Here is a 12,362-nt window from a genome sequence, read left to right on the forward strand (position 1 = left end):
TCCCGGACCATCGGTGAACCGGCTACCAGGCCACGCCGTCCACGGCGACGATGAGCGGCCGGTCGGACTCCGACCAGATCTGCATGCCGATCGCGTGCACGCGGTCCACCTGCGGGACGGTCCAGGTGAACGCGGACCAACCCGCGGTGGACGGCAGGTGGACCTCCGTCTCGCCGGTCTCCGGGGCCCAATGGGGTTTGGAGGCCGAGTCGTAGGCGAAGAACCGGACGCCGCCGGACTGACGTCCCGGGACCCAGAGGTGGAAGGTCACCTTCATCCCGGTACGCAGGCCGGTGAGGTCGTGCGTGGTGCCCACGGCGGAGTAGCCCTTGGACGAGGACGCGCCGGCGACCGTGACCAGGAGGCTGTGGCGGCCCTCGTACGCCATGCTCGTCGTCACCTCGGCCTGGGCGACCTGCGGGCCGTACAGGATGACCCAGTCGTCGGTGTCGCGCTCGAACCCGACCCGGACCGTCGCGGCGGCGCCGCCCGTGATCAGTGGGAACGTCACCACCGCGCCGACCGTCAGGGCGACGAGCAGCACGATTGCGGACAGGATCAGCCCACGCCGCCTGCGAGGTGGCTCGGGCACCGGCTCCAACCCCGACTCGGACGGCGGGTCGAGCAGGAGGGCGGCGGCGTGGCCCGCGCGTTCGGCCAGGGCCTTCTCCCGCAGGTTGAGCAGGTGGCCGTCGGCTATGTCCAGGACCTTCTCGCAGGCCGTCAGCAGGTCCTCCGGCGGAATGCGCCGTCCGTGCTCGTAGTCGACGAGCGTGCCGTGCCCGCTCAGCCCGATCTGACCGGCCAGCTTGCGCAACGACATGCCGCGCGCCACCCGGTGGCCGCGCAGGGTGGCGCCGAGCAGGCGCGCGTAGTGGTTGTCCGGCCTCGGAACCGTCATATCCGCTCCACGCCACTGGCTGACATTTCGGGTAGTTCCGGCTCGGACCGCTGGCGGCCGCGTCCACTGATCTCAAGCTTGCCGCGAAGCCGAGACGCTGTCGAGCCACTGTCGAGCCGTTGTTCCGAGGCGTACGCGAGAGCTCACAAGTTTCCTCAGGACAATTTATTGTTTCCTCACGACATTGTTTTCTGCTGTTGCGCGCCCTAGTGTCGGTCCGGCGGGCACTCTCAGGGCCCCATTGACGTTCAGGGAGAAACGCGTGTCACTTGACGACCTCGCCCGCATGATCGCCGACCCGTCGATCGAGTTCCGGCCCGAGCTGCGCTGGTGGCTGGCGGAGGGCCTGCACACCGACGAGACGCTGATCCGCGAGATCGACACCGCGCACCGGCTGGGTTTCGGCGGGATGGAGTTCCTCGCGATGGACGAGGGCGCCATCGACCACTCTCGCTACGGCTGGGGCGCGGAGGAGTGGGTGCACGACTCCCAGGTGGTCGTCGAAGAGACCACTAAGCGGAACATGTCGGTGAGCTTCACCTCCGGCACGAACTGGTCGAACGCGAATCTCCCCACGATCACCCCCGACGACCCGGCCGCGGCCCAGGAGCTCGACGTGGTGTTCGAGGACCTCGCCCCTTCGAGCTCCCGCAGCGGGGCGCTGCCGCGCGTCGACCTGGACGCCGAGCCGCCGACGCTGCACATTCCCGGCCACCGCGGCAAGATCACCGAGCAGCACCTGGTGGCCGTCGTGGCCGCCCGCCTGCTGGAGAGCGGCGAGGCGGGCGCGATCCTCGACCTCGACTCCGTCGTCGACCTCTCCGACCAGGTGCGGGACGAGGCGCTGGAGTGGAGCGCGCCCGCCGACGGCGACTGGCGGCTGTTCGTCTTCTGGATGCACGGCACCGGACAGACCGCCTCCCCCTCGGCGTCGGTCAACTACACCGTCAACTACCTGGACCGGGACGGAGTCGACGCGGTCATCGACTACTGGGACTCGGTCGTCCTCACACCGGAGCTGCGCGAGCAGATCAGCCGCAACCCGCGCGCGCAGATGTACATGGATTCCCTCGAACTGTCCGTCTACGGCGCCGGGGGCATGTTCTGGGGGCGCACCCTCGCGCGGGAGTTCCGCGCCCGTCGCGGGTACGACCTCACCCGCTGGCTGCCCTTCCTGATCCGGTCCGCGCCCTTCATGGCTGTCAGCACGATCTACCAGAACGACGTGCGCGAGGAGCACCGCGTCACCGTCGAGAAGGTGCGCTTCGACTACGTGCGTACGCTCACCGACCTCTACATCGAGAACATGCTCCGCCCCTTCGCCGCGTTCCTGCACGCCAACGGGATTTCGCTCCGCGCCGAGATCAGCTACGGACTGCCGTTCGAGCTCACCCGGCCCGGGCCGGAGGTCGACGGCATCGAGACGGAGTCCCTGGAGTTCGGCGCGCAGATCGACGCCTATCGCTTGCTGGCCGGTCCGGCGCACCTGTTCGGCAAGCAGTACTCCTCCGAGACCGGCGCGACCACCCGAAATCACATGCTCGACCACCGCTTCTACGACCAGATCATCGCCACCCAGCTGGCGGCGGGGATCACCAAGACCGTGCTGCACGGCTGGGCGAGCACCGCGGGCGCGGAGGGTGTCACCCATTGGCCGGGACATGAGGGCATGTGGCCGATGTTCTCCGAGCGGTTCGACACACGTCAGCCCGCGGCGGAGTTCTACCCGCTGTGGAACAAGGCGATCGGCCGCTACCAGTGCGTCCTGCGGCAGGGCCGGCCGCGGATCGACGTGGGGATCCTCCGTACCGACCACTTCACCGACAACACCTCGGGGCTGGTCTTCCTCGACCAGGACGGGCGGCGGGTCCCGGACGAGGACGCCTACGGGCGCATGTGGATGCGCGACCGGGACAACCACTGGTGGCGGGACCTGGGCATGCAGGACGCCGGGTGGACCTACGAGTTCTTCGACGGCTCACTGCTGCTGCGCGAGGAGGTGTCGTTCGCGGACGGGCTAGTGCAGCCGCACGGCCCCGGCTACCAGGCGCTCGTCGTCTACCAGGACACGCTCGACCCGGACGTGGCGGTCAAGCTCCTGGAGTGGGCGCGGCAGGGGCTGAAGCTGCTCATCGTCAACGGCGCCACCGAGCTCAAGTGGCTCATGGCCGGCCAGTACACCACCCACCCCCATGCCGCCGCCCGCACTCCGGGGCTCGACGGCCGCGACGAGGAGCTCGCCCAGACGATGGCGCGACTCCGCGCGCTGCCGACCGTCGCCGAGGTGAACGCCCCGGCCGGCACCGTCGAGGCGCTGCGCGAACTCGGCATCGCCGGACGCGCCGAGTTCACCGGCGAGAACCGCAGCCTGCTCAGCCACCTGCGCGAGGACGGCGACCTGCTGCACCTGTACCTGTACCACTTCCTGTACGAGACCGGCGAGGCGGCCACGGTCGAGATCGCCCTCCCCGGCACCGGGACGGCTCACCGGATCGACCCCTGGACCGGCGACATCCGCCCTCATTCCGGCGTCCGGCACGAAGCGGGGCGGACGATCATCACCGTGAGCTTGGCGCCCGGGGAGACCGCGCTGTTCACGATCGACCGCTCGGCACGGCAGCCGTCAGGCTCCGAGCCCGTCGAGCCGCGCCTCCTCCAGGAGATCGTGGAGTGGACGACCACGGTCGAGAGCTGGGACGCCGGCGAGTTCGAGGTGATCAGCGAGGACCGCGGGCTCGGCTACGAGACCCGCGAGGTACGGCCCACCACCGCGATCACCCGCCTCGACGGCGGCCACGGCTCGCTCCGCCCGTGGAAGGACCTCCCCGAGGTCGGTCCCGACGTCAGCGGCGTCGGCGCGTACGACGCGACGTTCACCCTGGAGGAGGCGCCCGTCGCGGGGGCCAGGTACGTGCTGGACCTCGGATCGACGGCGGGTGGCCTCGGCTCCGTCCAGGTCAATGAGGGCACGGTCAAGGGCTTCGACACCTCCCGCCCGACCGTGGATGTCACCTCCGACCTGCGGCCCGGGGAGAACACGGTGACGGTCCGGGTGTCGAGTTCGCTGAACAACCGGCTGCTCGCCCGCGGCTACTACGACTCGATTCCCGACATCGCCGCACAGCTCGCCGGAGGCGCTGGGATGCAGCAGACCGAGGTACACGACCACGGCCTGCTCGGACCGGTGCGACTGCTGCTACTGCGCGAAGCGACGGCGAGCTGAGCCAGCCGGGAGGGGCGGGCTGAAGCGGCCGGGCCGGCGACCGGTCGCGCGGTGGGCCTCCGCATCCGGTCGCCCACCCGCCCGACCGGCAGTAGGGTTCCCGGGGATACAACGGGCGAGGAGAGGCACATCGTGACGCGGACACAACGCCACGAGCTGGACGATCAGGACATCGACCTGTCCTCCGTCATCGCCCCGGACCTCCTCGATCCGCGCGTCTCCCTCTCCTCGATCATCCACTGGGCGGACAGTCATGCGGTACGGCTGGCCCTCATGGCCGCCGTCGAATTCCCCGTCAACGATGTGCCGATGTTCCTCGTCGTGAACCAGCTCAGCTACCGGGGAGCGATGCGGCCCAGCGACCTCGCGCTGGCCCTCGGAACAGGGCGGGCCAATCTCACCAAGATCGCCCATCGCCTGCACGACGCGGGCCTCATCGTGCGTGTTCGCGAGCCATCGGACGAACGCAGCGTGCTGCTCGCCCTCACTCCCCGGGGACGGGAGATCGGGGAGCGGATCATGGAGTGCGTCCAGCAGGACCTTGAGTCGCTCCTGGCGGACTGGAGCGACGAGGACGTGGACACGCTCAAACGCCTCCTCGCCCGCTTTGCCCGCGACACGATGTGGCAACTGTCAACGTGAAAACTGCCGACGCCGAAAGGCCATGCCAGGTCGGGCTGAGTGGCCCCCACGCCATCGTGGGCGAGGGCGTCAGCCCGATCCCGGCCGCGCCGGACTACGCCACAGAGGGAAGCTTTCCGCCCGCCACGCCTCGGACGGCGCTGTCGATCAGTTCCTTCACCTGAGCGGCCGACACCGGGACGCCCGGGGTCTCGAAGAACCAGCGGAACGCCTCGTCCTGGCCGACCCCCTCGGGCATCTGCCCCGGGAAGTACGGCTGAACGTACACCGGCGTGCCCGGTTCGACGCGCCAGCTGTCGGCGAGTGACCCGGCGTCCACCGCGTCGTAGCCAAGGACGTCCAGCAGCGCGATCACCTCGGCCTTGGCGGCCGGGTCGTCACCCGCGATGGGCAGGGCGCTGCGGTCGGCGGCCCCGGCCGGCCGGGCGCTGGTGGACAGGCGGTGGAAGTCGATGTTGTTGAACGCCTTGACCAGGCGTGAGCCGGCCAGGTGCCGCTGCACCAGGGCGCTGGAGGTCAGCTCGTCGGAGTCCAGCTCGGCGATGCGTCCGTCGCGCTCCGGGTAGTAGTTCATCGTGTCGATCACGATCTTGCCCGCCAGAGCGGCGGCCGGCAGCTGCTCGTAGGCGTGCAGCGGAACGGTGGCCACGACCAGGTCACCGGCCTCGGCGGCCGCGGCCGGCGTGGCCGCGCGGGCCTGCCCGCCCAGCTCGGTCACGAGATCGGCGAGGGTCTCGGGGCCGCGCGAGTTGCTCAGAACGACGTTCAGGCCGGCGGCGACGGCGAGGCGGGCCAGCGTGCCGCCGATCATTCCGGTGCCTATGAGGCCGAGGGTCTTGGTCATGGCGTCTCCATCTCAGTGAGGAAATTTACGGGACATCTGCAAGATACAGCACACATGCAAGAATAAAGACACATGTACGGTAGGCTAGAGTTACGGATGTGGCAACGACCAGAGACAGCAATCCCCCGAAGGTCGACCTGCGCGTGCGACGCACCCAGGCGGCCCTGCGGCGCACTCTGATCCAGCTCGCCGAGGAGCGGGACCTGTCGCAGATCAGCGTCGCCGACGTCGCCGAGCGGGCCGAGGTGAGCCGTTCCGCCTTCTACTCCCATTACCGGGACGTACACGAGCTGGCTGAAGCCGCCTGCACCGCCATGGTCGACGACTTGATCGAGTCCCTGCCCGCCCTCGCCTGCGAGACGGCGGACGAGGCGCCGGACCCGATCCAGGCGCTGGCCGCGTTCTTCGCCAACCTCGCCGAGTACGCCGGTCTCTATCGCAGCCTGCTGGGGCCGCAGGGCAGCGCGCGCGTCATCGACCACGTACGCCGCCGCATCACCGCGACCATCCACCTCGCCGCATGCGCGTCACCGGTCGCGGCGCCTGAGGTCCCGCATGACGTACCCGCCGCGTTCACCGCCGGCGCGCTCATCGGCGTGGCCTCCGACTGGCTCCAGCGCGGATGCCCGCGGACACCGAACGAGATGGCCGCGTCGACCTGGCCCCTCCTCGCCGCCCTCCACCACCTCGACGGCACACCCACCCACCACTGAGGTGGTCGGCCATCTCCCCCCGAAGGGCATTCCCATCAAGGGGCCCCGGCCACGACAGGCCGTCACAGGCATTGAGGCGGTCGTGTGACGAACCGCGCCCAGGAAGGGACCCCTTTCGGGGACGGCGGCCACGATGGGTGGTTCAGATTTCCTTGACGAAGACGATGGCGTCGATCTGGTCGATGGTGGCCGGGTCGAGGGGCAGATAGGTGTGGTCGGCCGGCACGCGAGGCGTCAGCTTCCGGTCGAGGGTCTCGGCGAGGCGGCCGGGATCGATGACGGCGCGGGCGTGAGGCAGGGTCGACAGGAGCCCTTCGAGGGTGTCGGGATGAGGGACATCGGAGCCGCGGGTGCCGAAGGTGGCGGCGGCAAAGGCGTACTGGTCGCCGAGGTGGGTGCCGATGATGGCGCCCGCGCTCCACCACTGGAGCGACTGACCGGCGAACCACAAGTGACTCTTGTCGCGCTGCAGGTGGCGGTTGCCGGCGAACGCGAGCGTGGGGCCGCGACGGGCCTCGCGGCGGACGATGGAGTCGAGGTTGTCGGCCATCATCGCATCGCGCAGGCACATGAGCGTGCCGAGGCGGGTGGGCGCGGTGTCGGCCAGGCCGGCGTGATAGCGCAGGAGCCCGGCGGCGGTGCGGGCGTGCAGGTCGCCGCGCCACCAGTCGTCGAGTGAGGTGGTGGCCGCCAGGTGGGGGGCGTGCGCGGTGAGCAGCGCGCGCAGGTCGTCGGTGAGCAGGCGCAGTTCCTTGGCCCCGGGGGCGCGGCCGACGGACTCGGTGGGATCCATGATGCCCCGGTCGATCCAGCGTTCGTCGGATCCGAGCAGCTCGTCGAGGGTCTCGCGACTCCAGGCCAGGTCGAGGTGGGCGGCGAGGTAGTCGTACAGCGCGGTCAGGGCTGGGCGGGGACTGGCGACGCCGGTCACCTCCAGCGGGGCGTCGAAGCCGTAGAAGTGGAGCCGCTCGTGCGGAGAACGCTGCTCATTGTAGGCGCGCATCCAGCGCAGGAGCTCACGGTTGGCGGGTGAGGCGCCGAAGCCGTGGCTGAAGCCGCGGCTCATCACGTCGTCGAGGGTCGCGGTGCCGTCGGCGACGTACGCGTCGGCGGTCAGGGCCGCGAGGCAGTCGCTCTCCAAGGTGATCGAGCGGTAGCCCTCGTGCTCGACGAGGTGGTGGAAGAGCTCGTTGCGCAGTTCGAGGAAGGCTTCGACGCCGTGGGTGGGCTCGCCGAGGCCGAGCAGGCGGATGGCGGGAGACAGGAGCGCGGTGAGGGCGCCGCCGGTGAGGGGGCGGGCGGCGTCCCGGCTGAAGGCCGTCATGAATTCGACTGTATCGTTGAACCTTCTGTGTAAACTTTGGCGGCATTTCAGACTGTTTACGTGTGTGTACCGTCAAACAGCGTCGACCGCGTCCGCGAACGCGCCCATGGACGTGAAGGTCCAGTCCGGGGTGACATCGGCCGACGGCGCCGGCGTCGCTCCCCCACCCGGGTTGTCATGACGGCGGTCGATCCACACCGTCGGCAGGCCCGCGGCCTTGGCCGGCACGTGGTCGTGGAACAGGCTCTGCGCCACGTGCAGCAACTTGCCGTCGGCCACTCCGAGCCGCCCGGCCTCGCCCACCAGCGCCGCGAAGTTACGGGGAGACGGCTTGTAGGAGCCGATGTCCTCAGCGGTGAGGATGCTGGTGAAGGTGACGCCGAGGCGCTTGTTCGAGCCGGCGAAGGAGGCCCGGTCCACGTTGGACAAGATGATGAGCTTGTACCGGCGCGCGAGCCGCTCGAGCGCCTCCGCCGAGTCGGGGAAGGCCGGCCAGTCAGGCACGGAGACCGCCAGCCGCTCTGCCTCCTCGTCGCTGACCGGCACGCCGAGTTTCGCACCCAGGCCCCGCATCGCGCGGGCCAGGATCCGGGGGTAGAGGTCGCTGGGGTGCTCGACCTCAGCCTGCGCCTCGTGCGGCGCGTACGCCGCCAGCAGTTGCTCGTCAGTCATCCGGAGACCGTGTGTGCCGGCCCACTTACGCAGGACGGCCGCGATGCCGGTCTCCCAGTCGATGAGGGTCCCGTAGCAGTCGAAGCTGAGGGCGTCGAAATCGCTGAAGGTCACCGTGCACGCTCCTGGGACGAGGTCTTCCGCACTGCGCCTACCAGGCCGGCGAACAGCCGACGGCACAGCTCGTCGGCGACGGCGCCCGCCACCGTAATCGGGTTAATCGACACGGTTAACCGTATAACAGGCAGTCAGGCGATCCGAGATCATCTGCCAGTCGTTGACAGCGCTCCTCATTGACAGCGCCCCGGAGATCGGACAACCTACCGGAACGGAAGATTATGCGGCAGTGCATAATTATGCAATTGGAGCTGCGATGCGCCAGCGCAGAGTGATCATCAACACCGACGCCAAGAACGAGGCCGATGACCAGTTCGCCATCGTCCACGGGTTGTTGTCGCCGACTCTCGACATGCGCGGGCTGATCCCCGCCCATTTCGGCAGCTCGCGGTCGCAGCGGAGCATGGAGGAGTCTCGCGAGGAGATCGATCTCCTGCTGGATCTGCTCGGCCTGACCGGCTCCGTCACCGTCGCGAACGGCGCGGCGACGCCGTTGCCGGACGAGCACACCGCGGTGGACTCTCCCGGGGCCCGGCTGATCATCGAGGAGTCGAAGCTCGCGAGCGAGGAAGACCCGCTCTATGTGGCGTTCCTCGGGCCGCTGACCGACATGGCCTCGGCGATCCTGCTGGACCCCGACCTCGTACGACGGCCGGTGGTGGTGATCTGGATCGGTGGCTCCGGGTACCGCGGCTACGACGAAGGCTCGCGAATCGAGTTCAACCTCTCCAACGACATCCACGCCGCCAACGTGGTGTTCGACTCCGGCATCAGCGTGTGGCAGGTGCCCAGAGACGTCTACACCAAGGTCTCGGTGAGCTATGCCGAACTGGCGGAGAAGATCGGCGACGCCGGCCCGCTGGGCCGCTACCTGATCAAGCAGCTGCACGAGTGGAACGCGACGTACCACCCCGGCCCGATCGAGTCCCGCTCACTGGGCGATTCACCGGCCATCGCGCTGATGCTCTTTCCCGCGAGCGGAAACCTGCGCGTCAGGCCCGCTCCCCGCTTCGGCGCGGGCGGCTCCTACCTGCCCGGCTCGAACCACCCGATCAAGGTCTGCGAGGAGATCGACGTGCGCTTCCTGCTGGAGGACATGTTCGCCAAGATCAGGGCGTTCGGCCGCGAGCACGACTGACGCGCGCGGGTGTGATCGGTCAGGCGTCCGCCATCTCGTCCTCGTGGCGGAACAGGCTCCGGTATTCCTGAGGCGAGGTGCCAAGGTGCCGGTGGAACGCGGCCCGGGAGCGCCGAGCCCGGTGAGGCGGCCGATCTGCTCGATGGGCACGGTGGTCGCCTCCAGCAGTTCGCGGGCCCGGTCGATGCGCGCGTCGGTCAGCCAGGCCATGGGCGGAGTGCCGCTCTCCTCGCGGAAGCGGCGGATCAGTGTCCGTCGCGACACCGCCAGCAACGCGGCACGCCAGCACTGGGTCGCGGAACGCGTGCTGGAGCGCTTCCCGGTGGCCGTCACCCACATCCGCCCGGCACGGCGTCTTCGCCGGCACGAACGACCTCGTGAAGAAGATCGGCGGCGCCGGCCCCTTCGATGGGGAGAGCTTCGTCGCCCAGAACCGGGCGGCCTTCGACCCGCACACCGCCTGAATGGCTGCCCGCGACGCGGCCCAGCAGGCCCGCGCCTGCTGACCGAGGCTGTTGCCGCTCACGCATGCGGGCCCCGGCGCGGCCGGGTCAGTGCTGGATGTCGCCTCTGGCCTTAGCCATCGGGAGCAGGTCGAAGACACTGATCACGCGGGTGATCTCGCCGTTCTCGACGGTGAGGTAGTCGATGCCGCGGAAGTCCTTCAGGATGGGCGTGTCGACGGCGTACACGGTCGCCGCGTTCGTGTCGTTGCTCAGGACGTCGATGACGGTGGCGCCGATGAGCGAGTTCGCGAACCGTTCGAGGAATTGGCGGTAGCCCTCTACTCCCTCGAACGTGCCGGTCGGGGCCTCGCACACGACGTCGTCGGCGAGCAGGCTCAGCGCCTTCTCGACGTCCTTGCTGGTCCATGCGCGGACGAAGTCCTCGGCGACCTTCTGGGCGAGCGCGTTCGTTGCGGTCACAGCACAGTTCCTTTCGTGGCGCTTTATCCCTGGCGAGCCCGGGGACGCTCGGAGCCGCCTCCTGTAGGTGGCTCTCTGCCTGTAGCTTCACCGAGGTATATGTCAGGTGCTGTCATATACATAGGTAAATTTGGCACCATGAGGTCCGAGCGACTGCTGTCGATCATGCTGCTGCTCCAGACCCACGGCCGGCTGCCCGCCGGCGACCTGGCCGAGCGCCTGGAAGTGTCGGTCCGCACCGTCATGCGCGACATCGAGGCGCTGTCGGCGGCCGGTGTGCCCGTCTACACCGTGCGCGGGCCCCATGGCGGCATCGCCCTGCTGCCCGGCTACCGCACCAATGTCACCGGCCTGACCGCCGACGAGGCCCGCGCCCTGTTCGTCCTGCTGTCCGATCATGCTCACACCGAGCTGGGCCTGGGCCGGGCCCTCGGCTCCGCGTTGCGCAAGCTGATGGCCGCCCTGCCCGCCCCGCACCGGCCGGACGCCGACCTGGCCAGCCGCCGTATCCTCATCGACCCGGTGCGCTGGCGCGGCGGACCGGCACGCCCCGCCACCGGGCCGGCCGTCGATCTGGCCGTACTCCAGCAGGCCATCTTCACCGACCGGCGGCTGCGCCTGCGCTACCGGCACGGCCGCGACAACCGCGTCCGCTCCTACACCCTCGATCCGTACGGCCTGGTCAACAAGGCAGGCGTCTGGTACCTCATCGCCGACCATCGCGGCGAGCCCGCACTCTTCCGAACCGATCGAGCCCAGTCAGCCGGCATACTCGACGAGCCCGTACGACGCCGCGACGGCCTCGAACTGGCCGACGTCTGGGACGGCCTGCGCCGCCACATCGACGACATTCCCGCCCCACTGCCCGTCACGGTCAGCGTCCACCGGGACATCCTTGCCAGATTCCTGCGCATCCACGAAGCAGATCTGGCCGGGCCCCCTCCCACCGACCTCTCGCCGGACGCCGACGACCAACCGGAGCGGGTGCACGTCGAGCTGCGCTTCCGCTCTCTGGCCGCGGCCGAGGTACTGCTGGCCTTCGGTACCGACGCCGAAGTCCTCGCTCCGGCCGAGCTCCGCCAGGCCCTGGCCCGCAAGGCGGCCGAGGTCGCCGCCCGCTACACCACCGACACCGATCACCGGTAGGGCGGCTCTTAAGATCATCCCGGAACTGTCCACTATGGGAAGAGCTCACTCATGCGCACCATCTACGCCGTCACTCATCCGGAGGCGACGCACCACGTCGAGGGGGTCGTCGGCGGCTGGCATGATTCGCGGCTGACGCCGGCCGGTCTCAGCGCGGCGGCCTCCATTGCCCAGGCGCTGCGGACCCAGATCCCGGACGGTGCCGAAGTGGAACTGTTCTCCTCGGATCTGCGGCGCACCCGGCAAACGGCTGAAAAGGTTGCCGAGCTGTTCGATGTGGAAGCGATCCTGGACCGCAGGCTGCGGGAGAAATCCTACGGAGAGGCGGGGGGAAGGCCACAGGAGTGGCTGGACCGACGATTCGTCCCGCCGCCGGCGGTCGGGGAGCGGTTGGAACACGACGAGGGCGTGGAGGGGGCCGAGACCAAGGCGGTGTGGGCACGGCGCATCTACGCGGCCATGGACGAGATCTTGCGGCGCCCCTGCGAACACCAGATCATCGTGACTCACGGTGGCTCCCTGACATTCGTCGTGGCGTCCTGGATCAAGATGCCGATCGAGTCGGTCGGCCATGCCAGTTTCCGGGCGCCGTCCGGCAGCATCACCACGCTGCGCGAAGACGACTTCTTCCACAACCGCCAGGTCGTCAGCCTCGGTGACACCCGCCATCTCGACTCCGCCGAAGCCGGCTGACCTCTACCTGGCCCGCCGAGCTC

At 69.2% G+C, this 12,362-nt stretch carries 11 protein-coding genes and 1 pseudogene; 6 read left to right on the plus strand and 6 right to left on the minus strand.

What is annotated here, in order from left to right; genetic code table 11:
* Positions 1 to 22: 22 nt before the first annotated feature.
* The gene (locus ACIBO2_RS33785) at positions 23 to 901 is read right to left on the minus strand and encodes a helix-turn-helix transcriptional regulator (RefSeq protein WP_358543198.1); all 879 of its coding nucleotides are present in this window, start codon (positions 899 to 901) and stop codon (positions 23 to 25) included.
* A 262-nt stretch (positions 902 to 1,163) separates the two neighbouring features.
* On the opposite strand from ACIBO2_RS33785, the gene ACIBO2_RS33790 reads away from it, so the two are divergent.
* Positions 1,164 to 4,124, plus strand: a complete 2,961-nt coding sequence (locus tag ACIBO2_RS33790) for a glycosyl hydrolase (RefSeq protein ID WP_358543195.1) — start codon at positions 1,164 to 1,166, stop codon at positions 4,122 to 4,124.
* A 132-nt stretch (positions 4,125 to 4,256) separates the two neighbouring features.
* Positions 4,257 to 4,766: a MarR family transcriptional regulator gene (locus ACIBO2_RS33795; RefSeq protein WP_358543192.1), complete on the plus strand. Its 510-nt coding sequence runs from the start codon at positions 4,257 to 4,259 to the stop codon at positions 4,764 to 4,766.
* A 94-nt stretch (positions 4,767 to 4,860) separates the two neighbouring features.
* Here the strand turns inward: ACIBO2_RS33795 and ACIBO2_RS33800 are convergent, their stop codons facing one another.
* Positions 4,861 to 5,610 (minus strand): NADPH-dependent F420 reductase, encoded by a 750-nt coding sequence (locus ACIBO2_RS33800; protein WP_358543189.1) that lies wholly within the window; start codon positions 5,608 to 5,610, stop codon positions 4,861 to 4,863.
* A 98-nt stretch (positions 5,611 to 5,708) separates the two neighbouring features.
* Here ACIBO2_RS33800 and ACIBO2_RS33805 point away from each other — a divergent pair, with 98 nt between their 5' ends.
* Positions 5,709 to 6,323, plus strand: a complete 615-nt coding sequence (locus ACIBO2_RS33805; RefSeq protein WP_358543187.1) for a TetR/AcrR family transcriptional regulator — start codon at positions 5,709 to 5,711, stop codon at positions 6,321 to 6,323.
* A 142-nt stretch (positions 6,324 to 6,465) separates the two neighbouring features.
* Here the strand turns inward: ACIBO2_RS33805 and ACIBO2_RS33810 are convergent, their stop codons facing one another.
* Together ACIBO2_RS33810 and ACIBO2_RS33815 are read right to left on the minus strand one after the other, a co-directional pair.
* Positions 6,466 to 7,647: an erythromycin esterase family protein gene (locus tag ACIBO2_RS33810; protein WP_358543185.1), complete on the minus strand. Its 1,182-nt coding sequence runs from the start codon at positions 7,645 to 7,647 to the stop codon at positions 6,466 to 6,468.
* A gap of 72 nt (positions 7,648 to 7,719) precedes the next feature.
* On the minus strand, positions 7,720 to 8,433 hold the full coding sequence (locus ACIBO2_RS33815; RefSeq protein ID WP_358543182.1) for a haloacid dehalogenase type II: 714 nt from the start codon (positions 8,431 to 8,433) through the stop codon (positions 7,720 to 7,722).
* A 259-nt stretch (positions 8,434 to 8,692) separates the two neighbouring features.
* Here ACIBO2_RS33815 and ACIBO2_RS33820 point away from each other — a divergent pair, with 259 nt between their 5' ends.
* Complete coding sequence (locus tag ACIBO2_RS33820; protein ID WP_358543179.1) at positions 8,693 to 9,574, plus strand: nucleoside hydrolase; 882 nt, start codon at positions 8,693 to 8,695, stop codon at positions 9,572 to 9,574.
* Positions 9,575 to 9,700: 126 nt separating this feature from the next.
* On the opposite strand, the pseudogene ACIBO2_RS33825 reads toward ACIBO2_RS33820, so the two are convergent.
* Positions 9,701 to 9,913 (minus strand): annotated as a pseudogene (locus ACIBO2_RS33825) (helix-turn-helix domain-containing protein); the annotation flags it as partial.
* A gap of 212 nt (positions 9,914 to 10,125) precedes the next feature.
* Positions 10,126 to 10,500 (minus strand): nuclear transport factor 2 family protein, encoded by a 375-nt coding sequence (locus ACIBO2_RS33830; protein WP_358543177.1) that lies wholly within the window; start codon positions 10,498 to 10,500, stop codon positions 10,126 to 10,128.
* Positions 10,501 to 10,638: 138 nt separating this feature from the next.
* Here ACIBO2_RS33830 and ACIBO2_RS33835 point away from each other — a divergent pair, with 138 nt between their 5' ends.
* Together ACIBO2_RS33835 and ACIBO2_RS33840 are read left to right on the plus strand one after the other, a co-directional pair.
* Positions 10,639 to 11,646 (plus strand): YafY family protein, encoded by a 1,008-nt coding sequence (locus ACIBO2_RS33835; RefSeq protein ID WP_358543174.1) that lies wholly within the window; start codon positions 10,639 to 10,641, stop codon positions 11,644 to 11,646.
* 51 nt (positions 11,647 to 11,697) lie between these two features.
* The gene (locus tag ACIBO2_RS33840) at positions 11,698 to 12,339 is read left to right on the plus strand and encodes a histidine phosphatase family protein (protein ID WP_397302132.1); all 642 of its coding nucleotides are present in this window, start codon (positions 11,698 to 11,700) and stop codon (positions 12,337 to 12,339) included.
* Positions 12,340 to 12,362 lie beyond the last annotated feature (23 nt).

The sequence above is a fragment of the Nonomuraea sp. NPDC050022 genome (assembly GCF_044460705.1).
GTDB lineage: Bacteria > Actinomycetota > Actinomycetes > Streptosporangiales > Streptosporangiaceae > Nonomuraea.

Excerpts from the sequence above, each read along its gene's own strand:
- ACIBO2_RS33810 (WP_358543185.1), bottom strand. The coding sequence starts at position 7,647 with ATGACGGCCTTCAGCCGGGACGCCGCCCGCCCCCTCACCGGCGGCGCC.
- ACIBO2_RS33800 (WP_358543189.1), bottom strand. The coding sequence starts at position 5,610 with ATGACCAAGACCCTCGGCCTCATAGGCACCGGAATGATCGGCGGCACG.
- ACIBO2_RS33785 (WP_358543198.1), bottom strand. The coding sequence starts at position 901 with ATGACGGTTCCGAGGCCGGACAACCACTACGCGCGCCTGCTCGGCGCC.
- ACIBO2_RS33835 (WP_358543174.1), top strand. The coding sequence starts at position 10,639 with ATGAGGTCCGAGCGACTGCTGTCGATCATGCTGCTGCTCCAGACCCAC.
- ACIBO2_RS33820 (WP_358543179.1), top strand. The coding sequence starts at position 8,693 with ATGCGCCAGCGCAGAGTGATCATCAACACCGACGCCAAGAACGAGGCC.
- ACIBO2_RS33840 (WP_397302132.1), top strand. The coding sequence starts at position 11,698 with ATGCGCACCATCTACGCCGTCACTCATCCGGAGGCGACGCACCACGTC.